Source organism: Microbulbifer donghaiensis (genome assembly GCF_900129095.1).
Taxonomy (GTDB): Bacteria; Pseudomonadota; Gammaproteobacteria; order Pseudomonadales; family Cellvibrionaceae; genus Microbulbifer; species Microbulbifer donghaiensis.
The window spans coordinates 1,440,604-1,465,901 of the sequence record NZ_FQVA01000001.1 but is presented as its reverse complement, the minus strand read 5'-3'; the positions used below and the strand labels follow the sequence as shown (position 1 = coordinate 1,465,901).

Annotated in this window: 23 protein-coding genes; 16 read left to right on the top strand and 7 right to left on the bottom strand. The window is 61.5% G+C overall.

Going from position 1 to position 25,298, the window contains the following annotated elements:
• Positions 1 to 65 precede the first annotated feature (65 nt).
• From BUC36_RS06205 to BUC36_RS06145, 13 genes are all read left to right on the top strand, one after another.
• Positions 66 to 1,355 (top strand): glutamate-5-semialdehyde dehydrogenase, encoded by a 1,290-nt coding sequence (locus BUC36_RS06205; protein WP_073272784.1) that lies wholly within the window; start codon positions 66 to 68, stop codon positions 1,353 to 1,355.
• Positions 1,356 to 1,452: 97 nt separating this feature from the next.
• A complete protein-coding gene (nadD, locus tag BUC36_RS06200) occupies positions 1,453 to 2,136 on the top strand; it encodes a nicotinate-nucleotide adenylyltransferase (protein WP_073272782.1) in 684 nt (227 codons plus the stop codon).
• A 9-nt stretch (positions 2,137 to 2,145) separates the two neighbouring features.
• Positions 2,146 to 2,508 carry a ribosome silencing factor gene (rsfS, locus tag BUC36_RS06195; RefSeq protein WP_073272780.1) on the top strand — a complete coding sequence of 121 codons (363 nt, stop codon included), beginning with the start codon at positions 2,146 to 2,148 and terminating at the stop codon, positions 2,506 to 2,508.
• 49 nt (positions 2,509 to 2,557) lie between these two features.
• A complete protein-coding gene (gene rlmH / locus BUC36_RS06190) occupies positions 2,558 to 3,034 on the top strand; it encodes a 23S rRNA (pseudouridine(1915)-N(3))-methyltransferase RlmH (RefSeq protein WP_073272778.1) in 477 nt (158 codons plus the stop codon).
• A gap of 129 nt (positions 3,035 to 3,163) precedes the next feature.
• A complete protein-coding gene (gene mrdA / locus BUC36_RS06185) occupies positions 3,164 to 5,056 on the top strand; it encodes a penicillin-binding protein 2 (RefSeq protein WP_073272776.1) in 1,893 nt (630 codons plus the stop codon).
• A complete protein-coding gene (gene rodA, locus BUC36_RS06180; protein ID WP_073272774.1) occupies positions 5,049 to 6,194 on the top strand; it encodes a rod shape-determining protein RodA in 1,146 nt (381 codons plus the stop codon). Before mrdA ends, rodA begins: the two co-directional genes overlap by 8 nt.
• A gap of 66 nt (positions 6,195 to 6,260) precedes the next feature.
• A complete protein-coding gene (mltB, locus tag BUC36_RS06175) occupies positions 6,261 to 7,250 on the top strand; it encodes a lytic murein transglycosylase B (protein WP_234994901.1) in 990 nt (329 codons plus the stop codon).
• A 187-nt stretch (positions 7,251 to 7,437) separates the two neighbouring features.
• Positions 7,438 to 8,280, top strand: a complete 843-nt coding sequence (locus BUC36_RS06170; RefSeq protein WP_327049687.1) for a septal ring lytic transglycosylase RlpA family protein — start codon at positions 7,438 to 7,440, stop codon at positions 8,278 to 8,280.
• Between the two features lie 108 nt (positions 8,281 to 8,388).
• Positions 8,389 to 9,534, top strand: coding sequence for a D-alanyl-D-alanine carboxypeptidase family protein (locus BUC36_RS06165; protein ID WP_143186894.1), 1,146 nt, complete (start codon positions 8,389 to 8,391; stop codon positions 9,532 to 9,534).
• 255 nt (positions 9,535 to 9,789) lie between these two features.
• Positions 9,790 to 10,071, top strand: a complete 282-nt coding sequence (locus tag BUC36_RS06160) for an HP0495 family protein (protein WP_073272766.1) — start codon at positions 9,790 to 9,792, stop codon at positions 10,069 to 10,071.
• Entirely contained in the window at positions 10,071 to 10,787 is a 717-nt protein-coding gene (lipB, locus tag BUC36_RS06155) for a lipoyl(octanoyl) transferase LipB (protein WP_073272763.1), read from the top strand. The genes BUC36_RS06160 and lipB overlap by 1 nt, the downstream gene beginning before the upstream one ends.
• Positions 10,780 to 11,778, top strand: a complete 999-nt coding sequence (gene lipA, locus BUC36_RS06150) for a lipoyl synthase (RefSeq protein WP_073272759.1) — start codon at positions 10,780 to 10,782, stop codon at positions 11,776 to 11,778. Before lipB ends, lipA begins: the two co-directional genes overlap by 8 nt.
• Positions 11,779 to 12,070: 292 nt before the next feature.
• A complete protein-coding gene (locus tag BUC36_RS06145; protein WP_084535646.1) occupies positions 12,071 to 13,768 on the top strand; it encodes an AMP-binding protein in 1,698 nt (565 codons plus the stop codon).
• A gap of 76 nt (positions 13,769 to 13,844) precedes the next feature.
• Here BUC36_RS06145 and BUC36_RS06140 read toward each other — a convergent pair whose 3' ends face one another.
• The 5 genes from BUC36_RS06140 to BUC36_RS06120 form a co-directional block, all read right to left on the bottom strand.
• A complete protein-coding gene (locus tag BUC36_RS06140; protein WP_143186892.1) occupies positions 13,845 to 14,138 on the bottom strand; it encodes a DUF1540 domain-containing protein in 294 nt (97 codons plus the stop codon).
• A gap of 161 nt (positions 14,139 to 14,299) precedes the next feature.
• On the bottom strand, positions 14,300 to 14,593 hold the full coding sequence (locus BUC36_RS06135; RefSeq protein WP_200797194.1) for a DUF1540 domain-containing protein: 294 nt from the start codon (positions 14,591 to 14,593) through the stop codon (positions 14,300 to 14,302).
• 47 nt (positions 14,594 to 14,640) lie between these two features.
• The gene (locus BUC36_RS06130) at positions 14,641 to 15,084 is read right to left on the bottom strand and encodes a GNAT family N-acetyltransferase (RefSeq protein WP_159435990.1); all 444 of its coding nucleotides are present in this window, start codon (positions 15,082 to 15,084) and stop codon (positions 14,641 to 14,643) included.
• Between the two features lie 74 nt (positions 15,085 to 15,158).
• The gene (locus BUC36_RS06125) at positions 15,159 to 15,548 is read right to left on the bottom strand and encodes a hypothetical protein (RefSeq protein ID WP_073272752.1); all 390 of its coding nucleotides are present in this window, start codon (positions 15,546 to 15,548) and stop codon (positions 15,159 to 15,161) included.
• A gap of 2 nt (positions 15,549 to 15,550) precedes the next feature.
• Positions 15,551 to 16,195, bottom strand: a complete 645-nt coding sequence (locus tag BUC36_RS06120; RefSeq protein WP_073272750.1) for a class I SAM-dependent methyltransferase — start codon at positions 16,193 to 16,195, stop codon at positions 15,551 to 15,553.
• A 148-nt stretch (positions 16,196 to 16,343) separates the two neighbouring features.
• Here BUC36_RS06120 and BUC36_RS06115 point away from each other — a divergent pair, with 148 nt between their 5' ends.
• Both BUC36_RS06115 and BUC36_RS06110 read left to right on the top strand, forming a co-directional pair.
• Positions 16,344 to 16,796, top strand: a complete 453-nt coding sequence (locus BUC36_RS06115) for a MarR family winged helix-turn-helix transcriptional regulator (protein ID WP_073272748.1) — start codon at positions 16,344 to 16,346, stop codon at positions 16,794 to 16,796.
• 70 nt (positions 16,797 to 16,866) lie between these two features.
• On the top strand, positions 16,867 to 20,382 hold the full coding sequence (locus tag BUC36_RS06110; RefSeq protein WP_073272746.1) for a hybrid sensor histidine kinase/response regulator: 3,516 nt from the start codon (positions 16,867 to 16,869) through the stop codon (positions 20,380 to 20,382).
• 233 nt (positions 20,383 to 20,615) lie between these two features.
• Here BUC36_RS06110 and BUC36_RS06105 read toward each other — a convergent pair whose 3' ends face one another.
• Positions 20,616 to 21,320 (bottom strand): response regulator, encoded by a 705-nt coding sequence (locus BUC36_RS06105; protein WP_073272743.1) that lies wholly within the window; start codon positions 21,318 to 21,320, stop codon positions 20,616 to 20,618.
• Between the two features lie 424 nt (positions 21,321 to 21,744).
• Positions 21,745 to 23,703 (bottom strand): acetate--CoA ligase, encoded by a 1,959-nt coding sequence (gene acs / locus BUC36_RS06100; protein WP_073274607.1) that lies wholly within the window; start codon positions 23,701 to 23,703, stop codon positions 21,745 to 21,747.
• Positions 23,704 to 23,922: 219 nt separating this feature from the next.
• Between acs and BUC36_RS06095 the strand changes: the two genes are divergently transcribed.
• Positions 23,923 to 25,239 (top strand): DcaP family trimeric outer membrane transporter, encoded by a 1,317-nt coding sequence (locus BUC36_RS06095; RefSeq protein ID WP_200797193.1) that lies wholly within the window; start codon positions 23,923 to 23,925, stop codon positions 25,237 to 25,239.
• Positions 25,240 to 25,298 lie beyond the last annotated feature (59 nt).

The following is a 25,298-nucleotide window of genomic DNA, read 5'->3' as shown; positions in this document are numbered from 1 at the left end:
CATCTGAATCGCCGTGAATTTGGCGTATACTGCGCGGCCGATCGAACACCGCACGGAGAGCCACAGTGAACAGCTCAGTCGCCGATTCCGCCGACCAACAAGCCACCCGCGAGAAACTCGAGGAAATGGGGCACGCTGCGCGTGCGGCGGCCCGGCTGATGGCCCGCGCCGATACCGCGACCAAGAATAGCGCCCTCAAGGCGATTGCCGCACAGCTGGATGCCCGGCGCGACGAGGTGGTCGCGGCCAATGCCCGGGATATGCAGGCCGGGCGCGACAATGGCCTGGACGCGGCGCTGCTCGACCGACTGGAGCTCAACGACGAGCGTATCGACGGCATGATCGAGGGCTTGCACCAGATCGCCGAGCTGCCGGATCCGGTGGGTGAAATTGAGGATCTCAAATACCGCCCCAGTGGCATTCAGGTCGGCAAGATGCGCGTTCCCCTGGGGGTGATCGGCATCATTTATGAGTCGCGCCCCAATGTAACGATCGACGCCGCCAGCCTGTGCCTGAAATCCGGCAATGCGACCATTTTGCGCGGCGGCAGCGAAGCACTGCATTCCAACGGCGCCATCGCCGCCTGCATCGCCGCCGGCTTGAAGGAAGAGGGCCTGCCGGAAACCGCGGTACAGGTGGTGGACACGACCGATCGCGCGGCGGTGGGGGCACTGATCAGCATGCCGGAATATGTGGACGTGATAGTGCCGCGTGGCGGTACCGGGCTGATCGAGCGGGTCAGCCGCGAGGCGCGGGTGCCGGTGATCAAGCACCTGCACGGCGTCTGCCACGTGTATATCGATGATCGCGCCGACCTCGACAAGGCCTTCAATATCGCGCTGAACGCGAAGACTCATCGCTACGGGGTCTGCAATGCGATGGAGAGCCTGCTGGTGGCGGAGGCGGTGGCGGCTGATATTCTGCCGCGGCTGGCTGCGGCCTACCGCGAGAAGGACGTCGAGCTGCGCGGCTGCGAGCAGACGCGGAAGATTCTGCCGGACTGCCATGTCGCCAGCGACAGCGACTGGAGTGAGGAATACCTGGCGCCGATCCTGTCGATCCGCGTGGTGGCGGATATGGACGACGCTTTGGACCATATTGCCCGGTACGGTTCCGGCCATACCGAGTCCATCGTCACCGGGGACTACAGCCGCGCGCGGCGTTTCCTGGCCGAAGTGGATGCCAGTTCGGTGATGGTGAATGCATCGACCCGCTTTGCGGATGGTTTCGAGTACGGCCTGGGCGCGGAAATCGGAATTAGCACCGACAAGATCCACGCCCGCGGCCCGGTGGGTCTGGAGGGGCTGACGTCGCAGAAGTGGATAGTGCTCGGAGATGGGCACATTCGCCAGTGAATGGCCAGGGGAACTACATTCTGTGGGAGCCTGCCCTGCAGGCGATTCGGGGGCCTCGGGCACCTTCAACAATCGCCTGCGGCAAAAACTCTGAGCTATGAGCAGCAATCGGTACACCATTGCGCTGTTTGGCGGCACCTTCGACCCGGTGCATTTCGGCCACCTGCGCATGGCGCTTGAACTGAGCCAGGCGCTGAAGGTTGACGAAATGCGACTGGTGCCAAGCCACCAGCCGCGCCATCGGCAGACGCCGGGCGTGTCGGCCGAACAGCGGCGGCAGATGCTGGCACTGGCACTGGACGGCTGCGACGAACTGCAGCTCGACGAACGCGAACTCAACCGCCCGGGACCTACCTATACGGTGGATACCCTGGAAGAGTTGCGGGCGGAGCTGGGCGAAGAGGTTTCGATCAGCTTCTGTATGGGGCTGGACTCCCTGCTGACACTGCCGAGTTGGCACCGCTGGGAGCGATTGCTGCAGTTGGCGCATCTGGTAGTGGTGATTCGCCCCGGCTGGAAGTTGCCACGGCAGGATGTCGATGGGAGCCACGGGGCAGTGGCGGCGCTGCTGGAAAAACACGCCGGCGGCATTGCGGACCTGCACGCGCAGCCGTGCGGGCGCCTGGTGGTGCGGGAGCAGACGCTGTTGCCGATTTCCTCCACCCATATCCGCTACCTGATCGGCAGCGGTCAGTCCCCGCGCTTCCTGTTGCCGGCGGCGGTACTGCAATACATAGAAGACAATCAACTTTATCGAACAGCCGCGACAGGCGGCCAGTAAAAAGGTGTTATGACGAAAATCAAAGATATCGCCGTGGCGGCGCTGGAAGACCTCAAGGGCAAGGACATCGTGTCCCTGGATGTATCCGAACTCTCCGATGTGATGGACAGCCTGGTGATCTGCACCGGTACTTCCAGTCGTCAGGTCAAATCCCTCGCCGACAATGTGGTGGAGGAAGGCAAGAAGGCCGGTGTGCGCCCCATCGGTGTAGAGGGCATGGACCAGGGCGATTGGGTGCTGGTGGACTACGGTGACCTGGTGGTGCATGTCATGCTGGCCGATGTGCGCAGCTTCTACGACCTGGAGAAGCTCTGGTCGATGACGCCGAACACCCGCGAAGGGGCCGACGGCAGCGATCCGCACCGGGACTGATTCTGCGCTGACCCTGCTGTAGTGAAACGCCGCCGATGAAGATTCGCCGATGAAAATACGAATAGTGGCTGCCGGCGGCAGGATGCCGGGTTGGGTACAGGAAGGCTACGCCGAGTACGCCAAGCGGCTGCCGCGGGAAATCGCGCTGGAAATGGTAGAGATTCCCCTGGGCCAGCGCGGTCAAAAGAGCTCCCCGGCGCTCATCGAAAAGGCGCGCCAGAAGGAGGGGGAGGCCATGCTGGCGGCCCTGGGGCCCCGGGACCACGTGGTCGCGCTGGACGTGAAGGGCAAGCCCTGGAGCACCGAGCAGCTGTCCCAGCAGCTGCAGAACTGGCAGATGCTCGGCGAGAATGTCAGCCTGCTGATCGGTGGACCGGACGGTCTGTCCGCCGACAGCCTGAGTCGCGCCCGGCAGCGCTGGTCGCTGTCGCCGCTGACCCTGCCGCACCCACTGGTGCGGGTGCTGCTGGCGGAGCAGATCTACCGTGCCTGGACGCTGCTTGCCGGGCACCCGTACCACAAGTAAGGCGCGGTTTGCGGCCAGTTGTACCTGTGAATTGCCAACCACAAACCACTCACCGGTGGCCACTTGTGATAATGTACGCAAATTAGACAATTCTTGCGCCATCCACTGAGCTAGCCATACACATCCCCGATGTCCTATGACCTCCATTTAAAGGATCCACACACTGAGCAGCGGCTGTTTCGCAACCGTATGCTGGTGGCGCTCGCCGCCGTGGCGCTGCTGCTGGGGGTCCTGGTGGTGCGTTTCTACAACCTGCAGGTGGTCAACTACGACGATTACCGCACCCAGTCGGACCAGAACCGTATCCAGGTGCGCCCGGTCGCACCGACCCGCGGCCTAATCTACGACCGCAATGGCGTGCTGTTGGCGGATAACCGGCCGAGTTTCAACCTGGCGATCGTGCGCGAGCGGGTTGCGGACCTGGACGCCACCCTCGAGTTGATTGGCCGGCTGATCCGCCTCGACGATACCGATGTGGAAAAGTTTCGGCAGCGTATGCAGCGGCGGCGGCCGTTCGAGCCGGTACCGCTGCGATTCCGTCTCAGCGAAGAGGAAATTGCCCGTATCAGCGTGAATGAATTCCGCCTGTCCGGTGTGTCGGTAGAGGCGGAGCTGGTGCGCTATTACCCGTTGACGGATCTGTTCGCCCACAGCGTCGGCTATGTGGGCCGTATCAGCGAGCGCGATCTGGGAACTTTTACCGAGGAAGACGTGCGCCGCTATCGCGGCACCCAGAGTATCGGTAAGGCGGGCCTGGAGCGCTCTTACGAGGACCTGCTGCTGGGCGAGGTGGGTTATGAGAATGTCGAGACCAATGCCCGCGGCCGCGTGCTGCGGGTGCTCGAACGCCACGATCCCAAACCTGGTGCCGAACTGACCCTCAACCTGGACGCGCGCCTGCAGCGCGCGGCATCGGCAGCCCTCGGCGATCGGCGCGGCGCCGTTGTCGCCATCGACGTGAAAACCGGCGGTGTGCTCGCATTCGTCAGCAAACCATCCTTCGATCCCAACCTGTTTGTTACCGGCATCAGTTTCAACGACTACCGTGCGCTGAGCGATTCCCTCGACGTGCCGCTGTTCAACCGCGCCCTGCAGGGACAGTATCCGCCGGGCTCCACGCTGAAACCGATGATGGGGCTCGGCGGGCTTGCCGACGGTGTCATCGACGCCCAGTACAAGGTGAAGGATCCGGGTTTCTACCGCCTGCCCAACGATACGCGTCAGTACCGCGACTGGAAACGGTGGGGCCACGGCACGCATGTCGATCTGATTCAGGCCCTGACCGAGAGCTGCGATGTGTATTTCTACGATATGGCGGCGCGCTGGAATATCGACGGCATGCACGAAATCGCCAGCCGTTTTGGCCTCGGCACCAAAACCGGCATCGATCTGCCGGTAGAGCGGCCGGGATTGTTTCCGTCCCGCGACTGGAAGCGCGGAGCCCGCGGAATGCCCTGGTTCCCCGGCGACAGTCTGAACGCGGTACTGGGGCAGGGCTTCGTACTGGCGACGCCGCTGCAGCTGGCGGTGATGACCGCGACCATTGCTAACCGGGGCACCCACTACAGGCCGCAGGTGGTGATGGCGGTGGACAACGTCGAGCAGCCGCCGGAAGTCCTGCACCATGTGGAAGCCAAACCCGAGCATTGGGACCTGGTGTTCGAGGGGATGGAGTCAGTGGTTTACAGCGCCAAGGGTACCGGCAAAAAGGCCGGTGCCGATTTGGATTTCCGTGTGGCCGGCAAATCGGGCACCGCCCAGGTGGTAGGTATTGCCCAGGGCGAGCAATACGATTCGGAGGCATTGAAGGAGCGCCACCGGGATCACGCGCTGTTTGTTGCCTTTGCGCCGGTGGACGACCCGCAGATAGCCGTGGCCGTGCTGGTTGAAAATGGTGAGGGCGGCGGCAAGGTGGCGGCGCCGGTGGCGCGAGAAGTGTTTTTCGATTGGATGTCGCGACCGTTGGAAGAGGAAGAAACGGCGCACAGCGAAGATATTGGCGCGGAGGTGGAGCATGGCTAGCCGCGACTACATGCACAGGCTGCCGGACTCCCACAGCAGCCTCAGCCGTCCCGTGAGCCTGTCGCGCCGCTGGCATATCGATGTGCCGCTGCTGGTGCTGCTGCTGGTACTGGCGGCAGTGGGGCTGGGCGTGCTCTATAGCGCTGCCGGCGGTGATGTTCACTATGTGAAGCGACAGGCAGTTTTTATGGTGCTGGCGTTTGTCGGCATGTTTTTCGTCGCGCAGATACCGCTGGACGTGTATCGGCGCTGGTCGCCCTGGGCTTATGTCGGGGGCTGTGCGCTGCTGGTGGCGGTGCTGTTTATCGGTGTGGGCGCCAAAGGGGCGCAGCGCTGGCTGGAGGTGGGCGGCTTTCGCTTTCAGCCCTCGGAAGTGATGAAACTGGCCGTGCCGATGTCCGTGGCTGCCTTTCTGCACAAGCGTAATTTGCCGCCGTCATTCATCACCGTGCTGGGCGCACTGGCCATCGTGGTCGTGCCGGCCGCACTGATCGTGCGCCAACCGGATCTCGGCACCTCCATCCTGATTGCCGCCTCCGGCCTGTTTGCACTCTATCTCGCCGGTCTCAGCTGGAACATGATTGGTGCCGCAGCCATGGCGCTGGTGGTTTCCGCCTGGCCAATCTGGCAGTGGGGGCTGCGCGACTACCAGCGCCAGCGAATCCTGACGTTGCTGGATCCGGATGCGGACCGGCTCGGTGCCGGCTGGAACATTTTCCAGTCGAAAGCGGCGATCGGTTCCGGCGGTCTGTACGGCAAGGGCTATATGCAGGGCACCCAGTCGCAGCTGGATTTTTTGCCGGAAAGCCACACGGACTTTATCATCGCCGTGCTGTCGGAAGAGTGGGGCATGCGGGGTGCGCTGTTGCTGTTATTACTGTATGTATTGATCATTGCACGCGGCATCTATATTAGTTTTATGGCCCAGCACGTATTCGGTCGCCTATTGGCGGGGAGTATTACGCTCACTTTCTTTGTCTATGTGTTTGTAAATATCGGTATGGTCACTGGACTGCTGCCGGTGGTGGGCGTCCCACTGCCGATGGTGAGCTACGGCGGAACCTCGCTCATTACCTTGATGGCGGGTTTCGGTATCCTGATGGCTATAGGAACGGAGCGGCGCCGGGTAACCTTTTAAAGCCTAGTGCCTGAAAAATAAGAAACTTGGATGTAGAGAGGCACTATGAGAATAGGAGCGGTTGTTTTGAAGTGGACCACAGGATTATTGGCAGGGATGGGGCTGGTGCTCGCTGCCTGCGCCCAGGAGCCCGGCCATGGCGACAATCCCGATGCGCAGGCGTTTGTCGAATACATGGTGGAAAAGCACGACTTCGACCGCGACCAACTCAACGGGCTGATGCGCGAGGCCAAGCGCAAGGATTCCATTCTCAAGGCGATCAAGCGCCCCGCGGAAAAGGCCAAACCCTGGTACGAGTACCGCAAGATTTTCCTGACACCGCAGAGCATCGCCGGCGGTGTCGATTTCTGGGACAAGAATGCCAAGGCGCTGACCGAGGCCGAGAAGAAATATGGCGTGCCGGCGGAGATGATCGTCGCCATCATCGGTATCGAAACCCGCTACGGCGGTAACATGGGCGGCTACCGTGTTCTCGATGCGCTCGCCACACTGGCATTTAACTATCCGCGCCGCTCTGCGTTTTTTACCAAGGAACTGGAAAACTTCCTGCTGCTAACCCGCGATCAGGGTATGAACCCTATCGAACTGAAGGGTTCCTATGCCGGCGCCATGGGTTTTGGCCAGTTTATGCCGTCCAGCTACCGCGCCTACGCGGTGGATTTTAATGGCGACGGCCATGTGGATATCTGGACCGATACCGAAGATGCCATCGGCAGCGTGGCCAATTATTTTGCCCGCCATGGTTGGTTGCCGCTGGAGCCGGTGGTAGTGCTTGCCAACGCGCGTCCCAATGCGGACATGACCATCGTCAACGATTCCCTGGATGCCAACTGGACTGTCGGCCAGCTTGCGGAAAAGGGGTTCACCACTACTGCGCAAGTGGCGCCGGACCTCGCGGCCAGTGTATTTTCGCTGGAAACCGAGCACGGCAAGCAGTATTGGATCGGGCTCAACAACTTTTCCGTGATTACCCGTTACAATCGCAGTCGTCTTTACGCCATGGCGGCCTACGACCTGGCACAAGAGATCGTCAAGGCGCGCGGGGGCAGGTCCTGATCCGCGCATAGCGGGCAAGAAATAGAAAAACGGAAGGGTTCCACAGACTTGTGGAACCTAATACGTTATCGATAATCCAACGCAATCGATTCAATTAATAAGCAGTTACAAATAACAACGGCTTGGGGGCGGCATTTTTTAGCCGCACGCCGGGGGGATTATGTTTCAGTGCAAAGCGCGACTCGGAGTGGCATTGGCCGCTCTGCTACTGGCGGCCTGTAGCGGGCAACCGACCAAACCCACACCCAAACCCGACTTCGATTCGGTCAAGGACAGTGGCCCCCCCGTACCGGTGGACATGATGGCAACGCCTGAACCGACTCCGGTACGCGAACCTATCGGCACTGCCGGCAATAAATCCCCCTATAAAGTGAACGGCGTCACCTATAAAGTGCGGAATGACGTCAAGGGCTACAAGGAGCAGGGGCACGCGTCCTGGTACGGGACCAAGTTTCACGGCCGCCGCACCGCCAACGGCGAGGTCTACAATATGTACGCCATGTCGGCGGCCCACAAGACATTGCCGCTGCCCAGTTACGCCAAAGTCACCAATCTGGAGAATGGCCGCAGCGTGATAGTAAGGGTCAACGATCGCGGTCCGTTTGTTCCGGGCCGCATCATCGATTTGAGCTACACCGCGGCACAGAAACTGGGCTATGTGAACAAGGGTGTGGCCCGAGTGGAAGTGCAGGCGCTGGACCCGAATTCGCTGCCGACAGCAGGGCAAACCCTTGCCGTAGAGAAGGATGTCTCCGCCCGTGAGAGCCTGGCCCGGGACGCCAGTTTCAAATTGCCGGACAACACCTATCTGCAGGTGGGCGCCTATAGCAGTGCCAATCAGGCCGACAGCATGCGCGTGCGGGTGTCCGCCGTGGTCGACTATCCTGTATCGGTCAGTCCGGTCGAACGCGATGGCAGAAGGCTGTATCGCGTGCGCATCGGGCCGCTGGCGCAGCAGCGCGCACTGGTAGCGGCGCGCGATACGGTGGAGCAAAACCGCTTGGGACAGCCGCAGGTTGTTTACGACTGAAGGTATTAGGCCTTTTCGCACAATCAAATAGCGCCCGTAGGGAGGGGGGCCGGCATGACCCAAATGACCAGAAATCAACGAACACGAGGAATAATGAGACACTCACCCATGATCAATCGCCTAATTGCCTGCTCTTTCCTGTTGCTCTGTGCCGGCCTGGCCCAGGCCCAGTCACTGATTCCCGCACCGCCGCAGCTGGCAGCCACAGCCTATCTGCTGCTGGACGCGCACACCGGTCAGGTGCTGGTAGAGCAGAATGCGGACAAGAAGATTCCCCCCGCCAGTCTCACCAAGATGATGACGGCTTACATAGTGTCCGAGGAAATCGAGAAGGGCAGCGTCAAAGAACAGGACAAGGTGCGCATTTCCGAGAAGGCCTGGCGCAAGGGTGGCTCGAAAATGTTCGTCAAGGTCGGCGATATGGTGCCGGTGATCGACCTGCTGCGCGGTGTCATTATCCAGTCCGGCAACGACGCCAGTATCGCGCTCGCCGAACACGTATCCGGCAGCGAAGAGGTGTTTGCCGAAGTAATGAACCAGCAGGCGGAACTGCTGGGTATGCAGGATACCCATTTCGTCAACGCCACTGGCTGGCCGGCCGATGGGCACCTGACCACCGCCCGCGACCTGGGCGTCCTCGCCCGAGCGCTGATTGCCGACCACCCGCATCATTACAGCATCTACTCGGAAAAGTATTTCAGCTGGGCCGGTATCAACCAGCCCAACCGCAACCGCCTGCTGTGGCGCGATCCGGCCGTGGACGGTATCAAGACCGGTCACACCGAAGAGGCCGGCTATTGCCTGGTGGCCTCGGCGGTGAAGCGTGGCATGCGCCTGATTGCCGTGGTTGTCGGTACCGATAGTGATGAGAAACGCGCCGGCGAGACGCAGAAACTGCTGGCCTACGGTTTCCGCTACTACCAGACCCACAAAGTCTATGGCAAAAATGACGTGCTGCAGACCGAGCGTGTCTGGGGCGGCAAGAAGCCGGAAGTGGGCATCGCCGTGGAGAAGGATGTGTTCGTTACCATCCCGCGCGGCGGTGAAGAGAGCATCAAGGCGGACCTGATCATCGATGGCGAACTTGAGGCGCCGTTGGAGAAGGGGCAGCCGGTCGGCAAAGTGGTCGTGACCCTGGACGGTGAGACCGTCGCTGACGTCAAGGCCGTCGTCGCCGAGGATGTCGAGGAGGCCGGTTTCTTCAAGCGCCTGTGGGATGCGATCAAGCGCTTCGTTATGGGCTTCTTCAGTTGAATGCGGAATGATGAATGATGAATGATGAATGCGGAATGCGCGGCCTGACATAGTGCCGCCGCAGCCGCCTGCAGCCGCGGCCAATCTCTGAGGTGACTAGGGTATTGGTTGTGGTCGACACCCCTGCGGCACGTGGACACTATTCCGCATTCCGCATCCCCCTCCCTGTCCACTATTCACTCACCGCTGTATAATCGCCGCCCGGTCGCGCCCAAGGTTTCTCCCATTTCTGTCTGTGCGGCCCTGGAGAGTGGTATGAGCCAAGATCCCAATCAGCAGCCCCCCAAGATCGAGTTTCCCTGTGAAGACTATATGGTCAAGGTTGTCCGCGACGCCGATGACGCGACCCACGAGTTCGTACTCGAGGTGATGCGCCGCCACGCTCCGGGTCTCGACGAAGAGCGTATTACCCTGCGCGACAGCAAGAGCGGAAATTTCACCTCGATGACCTTCTTTATCGTCGCCACCGGCGAGGAGCAGTTGAAGGCCCTGTTCGAAGAACTCAAAGAGCACCCGTCGGTGCATATGGTGCTTTGATGACCTTGGTGAGAAATCTGGGTCGCCGAGACTATGAGTCCGTATGGCGTGCCATGTCCTACTACACCGATACCCGCGACGAAAACAGCGCGGATGAGATCTGGTGCGTGGAGCACGAGCCGGTGTTTACCCAGGGGCAGGCGGGCAAAGCGGAGCACCTGCTGAATACCGGTGACATCCCGGTGGTACAGGTGGACCGCGGCGGCCAGGTCACCTACCACGGCCCCGGGCAGCTGGTGGTCTACCCGCTCCTGGACCTGCGCCGCTCCAAGGTCGGGGTCCGCGATCTGGTGACGGCGCTGGAGAGTGCCACCGTCGCCATGCTGCAGGCGTTCGGCATCGCCGCGGCGCCCCGCGCCGACGCCCCCGGCGTCTATCTGACCGAGGGCCCGCGCGCCGGCAACAAGATCGCCTCCATCGGCCTGCGGGTACGCCGCGGCTGCAGCTTTCACGGTATCGCTATCAATATCGATATGGACCTGGCGCCGTTCCTGCGCATCAACCCCTGTGGCTACGCGGGCATGCAGATGGTGCAGATGGCCGAGCTGATACAGCCAGTGTCGGACTGGAATGAAGTTGCGGAAATCTTCGTGCGCGAATTGCTGCGCACACTCAGGCTGCCCGAGGCGAATTGGCAGCCGCTGGATGAACACGAATTTGCGCGCTTGCGCGGCCCCGTGCAGGGCAAAGAGGAGCAGGAAACGACTAATGGCTGACAATCCCACTCAGGACAAGCCCGATCTGGTACCGGTAAAACGCACCCGCCGCCTGCAGCAGGGCGAAAAACTTCGCGACGGCGAAAAAGTGGAGCGCATCCCGGTCAAGGTCATCGCCAGCGACCAGGTACTGCGCAAGCCGGACTGGATCCGTGTCAAGGTGCCGGCCTCCAAGGAGGTGGACCGTATCAAGAGCATCCTGCGTTCGCAGAAACTGGCCACTGTCTGCGAAGAGGCCAGTTGCCCGAACCTGGGCGAGTGCTTCAGCGGCGGCACCGCCACTTTCATGATCATGGGCGAGATCTGCACTCGCCGCTGCCCCTTCTGCGACGTGGGCCACGGCAAACCGAACCCGCTCGATCCGCAGGAACCGCAACACCTGGCCGAAGCCATCGCCGCGATGGGTTTGCGCTATGTGGTGATCACCTCGGTCGATCGCGACGACCTGCGCGACGGCGGCGCCCAGCATTTCGCCGACTGCATCAAGCGGTCGCGCGAACTGTCGCCGAATTTGCAGGTAGAGATTCTGACGCCGGACTTCCGCGGCCGCATGGACGTGGCGCTCGATATCCTCGAGGCCGAGGCACCGGACGTGTTCAACCATAACCTGGAGACGGTGCCGCGCCTGTACCGCGAGTCGCGCCCCGGCGCCAATTACAAGTGGTCGCTGAAACTGCTGCAGGAATACAAGAAGCGCCGTCCGGACGTGCTGACCAAGTCGGGTCTGATGGTGGGGCTCGGCGAGGAGAAGGAAGAGATCTTCGCCGTCATGGACGATATGCGTGCGCACGATATCGATATGCTCACCATCGGCCAGTACCTGCAGCCGAGCAAGGAGCACCTGCCGGTGCAGCGCTACGTGCACCCGGATGAGTTCGAAGAGTACCGCCGCTACGCCGAGCAGATCGGCTTCAAGCACGCCGCCTGCGGCCCGCTGGTGCGCTCCTCCTACCACGCCGACAAACAGGCCCACGGCGAGAAGGTCAGCTGACATCGCGCCGCGAGTCCGGTATCGCGCGATACCGGGCTCAGCCTCTCCTTTCCCTTAAGTATCACCTCTATATTCCATTCAATTTAATGGCCGGCTTGCGCTTTGCCGGTGCTTTGCTTCAGCGCGTCTAGCCCGCGGACTCGCGGACGGCCACTTCTTCCATTACGCCGCTATTTCTCAGCCACTGCTTTATTGGGTATAAATGGTCGATGATCCGCGGGATTGTGTCCGTCCGGATCCGGGCAGCGGTCAGGGAAAGCACGACAACAACTTCATAAGAAGAGGTGCGGTGATGACTCCAGAGCAGAAATACGAGCGCGTCAGGGGCAAGCAACCCCTGGAAATCCTCTATATGCGCGAGCGCGATTGCGCCGAATCCATCTATCTGCGTCAGATGGTGCAGCGCGAATGGCGCGAGTACAGCTGGGGCGAAGTGATGGACCGGGTGCGGCGTATCGCCAGTTTTCTGTGCAGCCGCTGTGAGCCGGGCGACCGCATTGCCATTCACGCCAAGAACTGTGCCGACTGGATTATCGTCGACTACGCCATCATGCTCGCCGGCATGGTGAGTGTGCCGCTTTACACCGGCCAATCCGCGGCGTCGATGCAGTATGTGCTCGAACATTCTGAGAGCAAGCTGCTGTTCTGCGGTGCCAGCGATGACAACGATGCGCTACGCGAAGTGGCGGCGACCCTGCCGACTATCGCTATCCAGCGCTGCGAAATCGAGTGTGACTACACTCTCGAGCAGATCGTCGGCGAGTATTCCCCAATGGCAGAATCACCGCTCTACGACCTGGAGAAGGTGTTCACCATCATGTACACCTCGGGTACCACCGGTAACCCGAAGGGCGTCATGCATACCTGGTCGGCAATCACCTTTGCCGTGCCGAATATGGTCCGCGGTTACGGTTACGACGAAACGGATCGTTTCTTTTCCTACCTGCCGCTGGCTCACGCGGCCGAACGCATCGTCGTTGAGTTTCACAGCTTGTATTCCGGTACACCGGTGTATTTCCCCGAGTCGTTGGAGACATTTCTCGACGACCTCCAGCGCGCCCGCCCGACGATGTTTTTCTCGGTGCCGCGCTTGTGGGCCAAGTTCAAAGAGGGCATAGACGCGAAGATCTCGCCTTCGCTGCAGCGCACACTGCAGCGAATTCCCGGGGTCAATCGCTGGTTCAAACGCAAGGTGGCACAGGGACTGGGGCTGGATCAGGCACGCATGCTGGTTACCGGCGCGTCGCCAATTTCCGTGGACCTGCAGAAGTGGTATCACCGCATGGGCATGATGGTGGCGGACGGCTACGGCATGACGGAAAATTTTATCTACGGTTGCAACACCCATATGGGCGACACACCGGTGCCCGGTACAGTGGGCAAGCCGTTCTGGGATTGCCAGGTAAAAATCTCCGCGCAGGGCGAGATCCTTTTCAAGAGCGAGGCGCTAATGAAAGGGTATTACCTGGAGCCGGAAAAAACCGCGGAAGTGCTTCGCGATGGCTTTTATCACACCGGAGATGCCGGCTTTATCGACGACGACGGCCTCCTGCATGTCACCGGGCGCCTGTCCGATACCTTCAAGACCAGCAAGGGCAAGTTTGTGCAGCCGGCAGCGCTGGAAAATAAATTCGGCGAAGTGGCGTTGCTCGGACAGGTCTGTGTGCTGGGCCACGGCATGGATCAGCCGGTCATGCTGGCGAACCTGTCGGAGATGGCCCGCAGTCTGGAACCGGAAAGCGTAGCCGCCGAACTGGAGCGGGCACTCGCAACCGTTAACGCCGAGCTGCCGCCCCATGAGCGGCTGCGCGCGATGTTTATCACCAGTCACGACTGGACGCCGCAGAACGACCTGGCTACACCGACCCTGAAGATCAAGCGCAAGCTGGTGGAGGCTCGCTACCGGCCGTGGGTAGAACGCTACCAGCAACAGACCGGTGTTTTCTGGGAGCGGGGTGAAGTGAATTGGGCAGCGGTCGCCAGCACCTGAGCGGATTTATACGGCTCGATGCCAGTGCCTCTGTGGGCGAACCGGTGTTCGCCCCGTCGTCAATTCTTGACCAGCGCTAGTGACAGGTGCAGGTCTGGCACTTCACGCCCTTGCCCTGCCTGCCGACTTGAATGCTGTCGGCCGAGCATTCGAAGTCGTCATTGAAATCGCAGGCCTCGACCTTGCAGGCGCCGACGCCGGCGGAGCGATGGCTGCGGGTGTGGGTGGAATTGGCGAAGTAGGTGTCGCAACCGGGGTTGTCACCGTCGCCAATGGTGATGGCGCGGGCGTGGCAACTGTTGTCGGTGTTGTAGGCGCACTTGGAGACGGTGCACTCGGCGACTTCCGGCATGTCGGTGGCAATAATCATCGCGGACCTCGCAAAAAACTTCCGGCTTCTAGGAGACTAGTTCAGCAAAGTCGCTTGTCAATTGAGGCGCCGCCAGTGCGAGAGCCGGAAATACCGGCTCCGCATGGTTCTGTGGAATCAGTTGCCCACCAGGGGGCGGATTCAGGGAAAGACTGCGCGACTCAGTGCTTGGTATAGGTCTGGCAATTCACCGAGCCACCACCGGATCCAACCTGAATACTGTCGGCATTGCACTCGAAGTCCTGGTTGTGGGTGCAGTCCTCTATCTTGCAGGCGCCCACACCGGCCGTGCGGCTGCTCTTGGTGTGTTTGGCATTGTCGAAGAAAGTGTCGCAGTCCGGAGCCGCGCCCTCGCCGATGGTAATGGCGCGTGCGTGGCAGGAGTCATCGGCATTGTAGGCACATTGACTGACAATGCATTTGGCGACTTCCGGCATATCGGTCGCGATGATCATGGTGGAGTTCTCTCGGGTGGTGGGGATCTTTTACGTTCGAGCCTAGTTCAGCTCGCAGACTTGTCAATCGAGGTGTCGCCGTCTTGCTGACTGGTGTGGTCTGACACCGGAATGGCTTTCTGCATATAGATCCTGTCGGCATCGCGTCCGCATTCTGTCCAGCCCAAGTGCTGGTAAAAGGCGACGTTCTCACTGAGCAAGCGGTGGGTTGCCAGACGCATCTGCGAAAAGCCGCGTCGCTTTGCTTCCGCTTCGGCAAATGCCAGCAGGCCTTTTCCCAGGCCGATGTTCTGGTGCTCGGGGCTCACCGCTATATTGGCCAGGGTCAGATACCCTCGCTCGGCAACCAGGGTGATTCCGCCAACAATTTCGTCGTCTATTTCCGCTACCCAGGTTGGGAATGAGGCGATCTCTTCCCGGTAATCGGCATCCATCGGCGGCAGTCGCCTGCCGTGGAGTCTGTGTCGGTAGATGGAGTAAGCCCTCAGCATGCAGTTTTTCAGGCCCTCAGCGTCCGATAACGCCGCTTTGCGAATTGACCACTGGTTTTGCGCCATCGGATAAATCACTCCCCAGTGCTGCCTTGGCGAAATTGCATCGTCATCTGGTAGCCGCGGATAGCCGGGCCGCCGATAGCGTCGAAGCACAACTTGCCAAACAGGATTAGTGTCGCCGTCGCCAGTGCATCCAGAAACCAGGCCACGGCCGGGCCGGCGCCGCCGGCATAAGTGGGCATGCTCGCGAGTGCTTCCACTGACCAGATGCCGGTAACTGCGTGCAGTGCCAGTGCAATCCAGAAACCGAAGCAGAAAGGGCAGCGCCAGGCCTGGTACAAGTAGGCGAGAGGGGCGGGCAGGGCTGCGACTATGCGGTTAAACCAGTTGCCCCAGTACGGCAGCTTTTCCCAGATCAGGATATAGGTCGACAGGCCCATCAGCGCAAGTGTGATGTTCATGCTTACCTCCTTGGTTGTGCGGTAATGGTGGAGACGGCGATCTCCGGCGCGCGGTATTCGCACGAGGTGGAGGAGAAACCGGCGGTCGTCAGGCTTTCGGCGATGGTTTCTGGCGATATCCAGTGCGAGTGACTTTCCTGCTGTGCCTCCGAGTGGTGATGGCCGCTATGCCGCTGGATTTCTTCCCACAGGTCGTCGATAAGGACGAAGCGGCCATTTGGTTTCAACACCCGCCGTACCTCAGCCAAGCCGGCTTCCACATCCTCCCAGTGGTGCAGGGAGTTGATTGCCAGTACCAAGTCACAGCTCTGGTCGGGGCAGGGCAGCCGCTCTGCGGAGGCCTCGATAAAGCGGACTGGCACTGATAATTCATGACCGTCGCTAATCTCCAGGGCTAACTCGATCATACGCGGCGTTGGATCTACGCCGAGCACCTCGCCAGTGGACAGTCGTGCGGCGATTTCGCGCACCACTGTGCCGCTGCCACAGCCGATATCCAACACCCGCTCGGTGCTCGCAAGTTGGCACAGCTCGGGGACTGCGCGGTGAAGCGGCTGTTTGCCCCAGCGCGCCACATACCAGTCGGCCGTCTTTCTGTCCCAGATCCCGTTTTTGCAGCTGCTGTGTTTTAAGTCGGGCTTACTCATAACAGTCTCCAGCACTTAGTTAGTGTTTCTAACTTTATGTTCAAATAGTTAGTTTGTCAAACTAGTTTGTTGGCGAGACATTGACCCACAAGGGCTTGGCTCTATACTCGTTAGCCTTTCTAACTAGATAGTCGGAGTACCTTTCCTAATGAGCCTGGACAGATCCCTGATGAGTCTACAACGAGTCCTGTCCCAGGCCTGGAATCGTGCGGATGGCGACGACAGGTACGAAGTCCTGAGCAGCAATGAATTCGATTATCTGCTGTGTGTCTATCTCGCCGAGAAAGGCTCGGATCCAGATAGCGCGGAACACGACGATAGTAGCCACTTGTCGGCCCTGGCCGCGGAAATGCAGGTACAGAAGTCGTCCGCCAGTGTGATGGTCAACAAGCTCGAGAAGCGTGGGCTAATCGAGCGGGTTACCTGCCGCTTCGATGCCAGGGCGCAGCATATCCTGCTGACCGAACGGGGTAGGGAGCTGTTTCTGCGCACGCGGGAATCCGTCTATTCAACGCTAGCAAGCTCCATCGCAGAGCGGCTTGAACCGGACGAGTACCGCACTCTGGAGCAGATACTGGACAAGGTCTGTGCCGACCAATAGCTAATAGCTGAGAAGGCTCCTGTCGGGTATAAAGAATACTTACGCGTCAACCAATGCGCGGAGTGACTCGATGATCGGTAAGCCCTACCTGCTGTTTTTTGCCCTGGTGTACGTGGCCCTGCTGTTCGCGGTGGCCTGGCGTGCCGAGCACCGCAAGCAGTGGCTGCTGCGCTACCGCCCGCTGATCTACGCGCTGACCCTGGCGGTCTACTGCAGTTCCTGGACCTTCTTCGGCGCTGTCGGCCAGGCGGTTAACAGCACCTGGAGCTACCTGCCGATCTATCTCGGGCCCATGCTACTGTTCCTGTTCGGCAGCGCATTCCTGCGCAAGTTGATGCTGGTCAGCGAGCGGCAGAAAGTCACCTCCATCGCCGACTTTATCGGCTCCCGCTACGGCAAGAGCCAGGGGCTGTCGGCGCTGGTGACGCTGCTGGCGATCGTCGGCAGCCTGCCGTATATCGCGTTGCAGCTGCGGGCGGTCACAATGGCCTGGGATGCCATCGGCCCGGGGCCGGAATCCGGCGGCATTATCAGTCTCGATACCGCCTTCGCCACGGCGCTGCTGATGGGCGTGTTTGCGATGCTGTTCGGGACCCGCCACCTGGAGGGGCGCGAGCGCAACCGCGGCGTGGTGGCCGCCATTGCGCTGGAATCGGTGGTCAAACTGCTGGCCTTTGCCGCCGTGGCGGCGCTGGCTGCGTGGCTGCTGGTCGGCGGCGAGCGCTACGCCGTCGCTGAACTCCGCCTGGATCCGCTGATCCCCGACGCCAATTTCCTGACCCAGACCCTGCTGGCCACGGCGGCCATCATCTGCCTGCCGCGGCAGTTCCATATGGCGGTGGTGGAATTCCAGGATCAGCGCGACCTGCGCACCGCGCGCTGGTTGCTGCCTTTGTATCTGGGGCTCTTCTCGCTGCTGATTTTGCCCATCGCCCTGGCCGGGCAGCCGCTGCTGGCCCAGGGGCTGCTGGACCCGGACAGCCTGGTACTGACACTGCCGATGGCCAGTGGCAGCGACGCCCTGACTCTGCTCGCCTATATCGGTGGTTTCTCTGCAGCCACCGGGATGGTGATTGTCGCTGCGGTAACACTGGCGGTGATGATCTCCAATGAACTGGTGGCGCCGCTGTGGCTGTTCCTGAGCCGCTTTACACCGTTGTCGGCGGCTTCGCTGGGCAACCACCTGCGCCTGATTCGCCGCCTCAGCATCCTGCTGTTGTTAATGCTGAGCTGGGGCATGCACAAGGCGATTACCGGGGTGGCACCGCTGGCATCCATCGGCCTGCTGTCCTTCGCTGCCGCCGCGCAGCTGGCACCGGCGCTGGTCGGCGCTCTCTACTGGCGCCGCGCCCACCGCCTCGGTGTGCTCGCCGGGCTGGTGGCCGGCTACGGTCTCTGGTTCTACTGTCTGGTGCTGCCGGCGGTCTATCCGCAGCATGCGGTGCTCGCCGAGGGATTGTTCGGGCTTTCCTGGCTGCGGCCGGAGCAGCTGTTCGGTCTCGGCGGGCTGGATCCGCTCAGCCACGGGGTCTTCTGGAGCCTGTTGGTCAATATGTTGTTGTTTGTGTCCGCGTCCTTGCTGTGTCGTACCCGGGAGCGCGATCGCCGCCAGGCGCACGCCTTTGTCGAACTGTCGGACCTGGATACCGCTGTCGACCTGGAGCTGACCTCGATTCAGGTCGGCCAGCTGAAGAGCCTGATGCAGCCGTTTGTCGGGCGCAAACGATCGGAGCAGATCTGGAACGGATTCGAGCGGCGCAGCCAGCAGCGCCTGCTGGCCGACGACGCGGCACCGCGCTTCGCCGTGCAGGAGGCGGAAAGCATTCTCGCCGGCATTATCGGCTCGGCCACTGCCCATCAGGTCATGGACCTGTTGCGGGTCAACCGGCCGTTTCAGCTGGAGGATATCGCGCGGCTGGTGGACGGCACTTCGCAGAAGCTGCGTTTCTCCCAGGAGCTGTTGCAGACCACGGTGGAGACCATCAGCCAGGGCATCAGTGTAGTGGACGCGGACCTGCGCCTGGTGGCCTGGAACCAGCACTACATCGAGTTGTTCGATTACCCGCAACGGCTGCTCTATATCGGCTGCCCGGTGGAAAAGCTGTACCGCCACAATGCCGAGCGCGGTCTCTACGGCGACAACGCCGACCTGGAGGCCGAAGTCCAGCGGCGCTTGGAGCTGCTGCGCCACGGCAGCGCGCACCGCTTCGAGCGCCGGCTGCCGAATGGCAGCATTGTCGAGGTGCGCGGCACGCCGATGCCCGGCGGCGGCTTTGTCACCACCTTTACCGATATCAGCGACTACCGCGCGGCGGTGGACGCGCTGGAGGAAAACCAGCGCACCCTGGAGGAGCGGGTGGAGCAGCGCACGGCGGAACTGCGGCAGAGCAATGAGGCATTGCAGGCAGAGAACCGCCGCCGCGCCGAGGTGGAGGGGCAGATGCGCGAACTGCACGCGGCCAAGACCCGCTTCCTCGCCCACACCAGTCACGACCTGCTACAGCCGATCAATGCCGCGCGCCTGTTTATCGCCTCGGCACAGCAGAAGGCGGCGCGCAGCGACTGGGAGGAAACCCTGGAGGATATCGGCCATATCGACAGTGCGCTGAATACCGCCGAACACCTGATCGGGGCGCTGCGTGAGATCAGCCGGCTGGACGGCGGCAACCTGACACCGCGGCGCGAACACTTCCCGGTGGGCGAACTGCTCGACGGGCTGACGGTGGAATTCCAGGCGATTGCGGCCAGCCGCGGCCTGCAATTGCGCTATCGGCCCAGCAGCCTCTGGGTGCACAGCGACCGTCACCTGCTGCGCCGCATCCTGCAGAATTTCCTCAGTAACGCATTGCACTACACCAGCCGCGGCAAGGTGCTTCTTGGCGCACGGCGGCGCGGCGGGGAATTTGGCAAGGAGCTGGAGATCCAGGTCTGGGATACCGGTCCCGGCATCGCGCCCGAGGCACAGGCGCAGATTTTCGACGAGTTCGTGCGGCTGACGTCGATGGAGCGTCCGTCCGACAAGGGTCTGGGGCTGGGGCTTGCGATTGCCAAGCGCAGTGCTGATCTGTTGCAGCACCCGATCGCGGTGCGGTCGTCACCGGGGCGCGGTGCCATGTTCTCTATCCGCATACCCCTGGGTGTGCCGGTCGGGAGCGAACGTCCCCGGCCACAGCCCCAGGTCGCAGGTGCGGATCTGTCGGGAATCCGGGTGCTGTGTATCGACAACGAGGAATCGATTCTGCGGGGTATGCAGAGCCTGCTGAGCGGCTGGGGGTGTCGGGTAACCGCGGCGCGGTCACTGCGCGAGGCGCTGGCCACCTGGCCCAGCGAACAGCCACCGCAACTGGTGATCGTCGATTACCACCTCGACTGCAATGAGACGGGTATCGCCGCGCTGGACGGATTGAATCAACGCTGGGGGCAGCCCCTGCCGGGCATCCTGATCAGCGCGGATATTTCCGAGCAGGTGCGCGATGCGGCCGCCGCGCGCGGCTGTTTCTATCTGTCCAAACCGGTCAAACCCGCGGCGCTGCGCAATCTGGTGCGGCGGTTGGCGCGGCGGACTGCAGTGGCCGTGGAATCGTAGGGGCGTTTTCGCTCTGTAGACAGATCGGAAGGCGAGTGGTGTTCTGGCGTGGCCCGGTGGCGGCAATGCACTGGGGACTGTATTTCGAAAACGCATAAATACGTCCATGTAGCTCCGTCTGCGCCGTCCCTGGCGCAGACGGTTTCGAAATACAGTCCCCAGCACTTTGCCTTCGATTCCGAGTGTGCGGCTCTGTAAGAAAAACCGGCGAACACCAGGTTCGCCCCGGCAAATCAGGCGTGCGCCGGCGCGTGTTTCGGTGGTGGCGTGAACTGTCCGGGCGGTTCGACGTCCAGGCTGCCTAGCGCCAGCACCGCCTGGGTGCGCGAGTTGACGTCCAGCTTGCGGAACAGCGCCGTCAGGTGTGCCTTGACCGTCGCCTCGGTGACATTCATTTCATAGGCGATCTGCTTGTTCAGCAGGCCTTCGGCGAGCATTGTGGCGACGCGGAATTGCTGTGGTGTCAGCGAGGCGACCACATCGGCCACCACCAGGTCGGAGGACTCCGCAGCACACTGTTCCGCCACGCCCTGTGGCAGCCAGATTTCGCCGGCCAGCGCCTGCTGCAGGGCTGTGGTGATCGTTTCCACCGGTGCCGATTTGGGCAGGAAGCCGCAGGCGCCGTAGTCGATCGCGCGGCACATGACTTCCGGTTTTTCGTTCGCGGAAACCACCATCACCGGCAGCTCCGGGTACTGGCCGCTGAGAAAGATCAGGCCGCTAAACCCCCGCGCACCGGGCATATGCAGATCCAGTAACAGCAGGTCGCAATCGCCGTGTCGGGCCACGCAGCGCTGCAGGCTTTCCATGTCCTCCGCCTCGTACAACTCGGCATCCGGGAATGCCTGGGTGATGGACTGGCGCAAGGCGCTGCGAAACAGCGGGTGGTCATCGGCGATAATGAACTTGTGCACCGCATTATTGGAATTGGCGTGCATGGTTATCGCTCCCTCATCATCAATGGTTCCCGCCGCGCGCTGATCTGCCGGCGAGAGTGAGTGCGTACACACATTATATTTTTATCAGTGTACGCCGATACTGTGAGCTGTTCTTATTGTTTCTCGCTATCGAATACGGCAAAGCGGCATTTCCCGGGTGGGGGTGCCGCTTTTCCGCTCGCTCTATTCCGCTAGCGGCACTTGGCCGAGGATATCTTCTCCACCAGTGCCGGCCCCGCACGCCTCTCGGTAAATGGCTCCGGTCGGCCCTGCTGCCGGTAGCTGCCCGGGAAAAAGCCTGATCGGCAAATATTTCCCGGACAGCTACCGGCAGCAGAGCCCTGGATCGAGCCAGGCGAATAGCTCCGTAGACCTTGGCAATTGGTCATCGCCCGGGGGACTTCCTCTGGGGTGTTGCCTGTCCCTACGCCGTCTGTGCCAGCTCGGCGTGATTGTCGATCAGTTGCCGCACTACTGACGGGTCCGCCAGGGTGGAGATATCGCCCAGCTGGTCGCACTCGTCGGCGGCGATCTTGCGCAGGATGCGACGCATGATCTTGCCGGAACGGGTCTTGGGCAGGCCGGGTGCCCACTGGATAACGTCCGGCGTGGCGATCGGGCCAATTTCGCTGCGCAGCCAGCTGCGCAGTTGCTGGCGCATCTCCTCGCTGGGTTCCAGTCCGCTGTTCAGGGTCACGTAGACGTAGATGCCCTGGCCCTTGATGTCGTGGGGATAACCCACCACCGCGGCCTCGGCTACGGCCTCGTGGGCGACCAGCGCACTCTCCAGTTCGGCGGTGCCCATGCGGTGGCCGGATACATTGAGCACGTCGTCCACGCGCCCGGTGATCCAGTAGTAGCCGTCGGCGTCGCGGCGCGCACCGTCGCCGGTGAAGTACATACCGTCGAAGGTGCTGAAGTAGGTGTCGATAAAGCGCTGGTGATCGCCGAATACGGTGCGCATCTGTCCCGGCCAGCTGTCCAGCAGCACCAGGTTGCCCTCCGCGGCGCCTTCGATAATGTTGCCGTCATTGTCCACCAGCGCCGGCTGCACGCCGAAGAAGGGGCGGGTGGCGGAGCCGGGTTTGAGCGCGGTGGCACCGGGCAGCGGCGTCAGCATGGCGGCGCCGGTTTCGGTCTGCCACCAGGTGTCGACAATGGGGCAGCGGCCGCGGCCGAAGGTGCGGTGATACCACTTCCACGCCTCGGGATTGATCGGCTCGCCGACGGTGCCGAGCAGGCGCAGGCTGGACAGATCGGCCCCCGCCACAGGCTTGTCGCCCTCGGCCATCAGCGCGCGAATCGCAGTCGGCGCGATGTACAGAATCTCGATCTGATGCTCGTCGATGATCTGCGCCACGCGGGTCACGTCGGGGTAATTCGGCACGCCCTCGTACATCACGGTGGTGGCGCCATTGGCCAGCGGGCCGTAGAGGATATACGAGTGACCGGTGATCCAGCCGATATCGGCGGCGCACCAGTAGCGCTCGCCGCGACGGTAATCGAACACGTATTCGTGGGTCAGGGAGGCGTAGGTCAGATAGCCGCCGCTGGTGTGCAGCACCCCCTTGGGTTTGCCGGTGGAGCCGGAGGTATACAGGATAAACAGCGGATCCTCCGCGTTCATTTCCTCTGCGGGGCAGTCGTCGCTCTGCTGTGCCACCAGTTCGCCGTAGTCGCAGTCGCGCTCCGGGTGCCAGGCGACCTTATCGCTGGTGTAATTCACCACGACCACCTTGTCCACGGAGGTTTCGCGGCACAGCTCGACCGCCTTGTCGACGTTCTCTTTCAGTACCACCGAGCGGCCACCGCGCACGCCGGCATTGGCGGTGATCAGCAGACGCGATTTGCCGTCATCCATGCGCCCGGCCAGGGCTTCCGGCGAGAAGCCGGCGAATACTACCGAGTGCACGGCGCCGATGCGCGCACAGGCCAGCATGGCCACCGCCGCTTCCGGAATCATCGGCATGTAGATGGTGACCACATCGCCCTTCTGCACGCCGAGCGACTTGAGGCCGTTGGCGAAGCGGCACACGTCGGCGTGCAGCTCGCGGTAGCTGATCTCCCGCGACACCCCCGGCTCGTCGCCGACCCACAGGATGGCGGTGCTGTCAGCGTGCTCGGCCAGGTGGCGGTCGAGACAGTTGGCGGCGACGTTGAGGCTGCCGTCTGCGTACCAGCGGATATGCAGGTCGTCCCTGGCGAAGGAGACGTCCTTGACCTGGGTATAGGGCTTGATCCAGTCGAGCCGCTGGCCCTGTTCGCGCCAGAAGCCCTCGTTGTCCGTGATGGATCGGTTGTACAGCTCGAAATAGTCCGCTTCGTTCAGCAGGGACTTGTCGGCGTAGTGCTGCGGTACTGGGTAGAGGGGTTGCTCAGACACGGTGGGCCTCATCATCTTGCCATTCTTGTTAATTGCATTCTGCTACCCCACCGCGGCTGCGCGTATTAGACAAAAGTCGAAATAGAAGAAATGGGGACTTAGACATTGGTCGAAAGAGCGGCGAATTTAGACCAATGGTTAATACCCAACTCGCCTCCAACAGGCTTTTATCGTCAGCGGCAAAGCAGTATTTCGACAATTAGCGCTCGGAGGGAGCTTATGTCGCTTACAAGAATAAAATCCGCCCGCACCGCCGCGGGCCTGTTTTCGGTGATGATGACCAGCCTGGTGCCGCTATCCGGGGTGGCGCAAACCGATACCGAGGAGCTGCAGCTGCGCATCGAGGAGCTGCAGGCGCAGGTGGACAAGTTGGCCGCCGAGGCGGCGCAGCAGCGCCGCGCTGTGGTGGACAACCCGGAGCCGCCGCAGCAACCGCAGGGCACGCAGATCGAGATCGGTGGCTTTATGAAGCTGGACAGCGTGTTCAGTGACTATTCCGATGGCAACGCCGCGACCGCCGGCATCGGCGAGGACTTCCTGGTGCCGTCGACCATCCCGATCGGCGGCGAGGGCGGCGATACCAAGTTCCACTCTCACGCCAAGTCTTCGCGCCTGTTTATCAAGAGCCACACCGCGGTGGCGGGCGGGCAGGTCAATACCCACCTGGAAATCGATGCGATGGCCAGCGGCCAGGGCGACGAGCGCATCAGCAACTCCTATGCCCAGCGCCTGCGCCACGCCTATGTCGACTGGCAGATGGACGATCGCAACAGCCTGCTGGCGGGCCAGACCTGGTCCACTTTCTTCAATGTCGGCGCGCTGCCGGAGGGCATGGACTTCGTCGGCCCGGTGGGCACCATTTTCGAGCGCCAGCCGCAGCTGCGCTACACGCGCAAGGTCGGCGGCGGCAGCCTGCAACTGGCCGCGGAGAACCCGGCTACCACGCTATACAACGGCACTGAAAATCCCTACGACGACAGCAGTACGCCGGACCTGGTGCTGCGCTACAACAACAGTGCCGGCGACTTCAGCTACTCGGTGGCTTCCATGAGCCGCGAGCTGTCCTACGACAGTGGCGCCGATAATGAATCGGCACGCGGTTATGCGATCAGTGTGTCCGGCAAGTACCAGCTGGGACGCGACGATATTCGCTTTATGCTGAGCTCCGGCAACGCGCTCGGTCGCTATATGGGCCTCAACGGCTATCGCGCCGGCATTATCGAGGCGGATGGTGATATCGAGCTGATCGAGCAGAGTGGGGGCTTTGTCGCCCTGCGCCATTTCTGGAGCGATGAGTGGCGCAGCAACCTGGTGCTGTCTGCTTCCAAAGCGGATAACCCGGACAGCGTCTCCGATACTACCGCTTCGGCTTACCAGAGCATGCACCTGAATTTGCTCTATTCGCCGATTCCGAAAATGACACTGGGTGGCGAATATATTATCGCCAGTAAGGAGATTGAAAATACCACTGGTACTTTGACCGATGATGAGGGAGAGCTGCAGCGCCTGCAGTTTTCGGTAAAGTATGTGTTCTAGCGACTCCCGGAGTGCCCGTCTGGGCGCTCCAGATAAATCGATAATAACTCTTAATAATT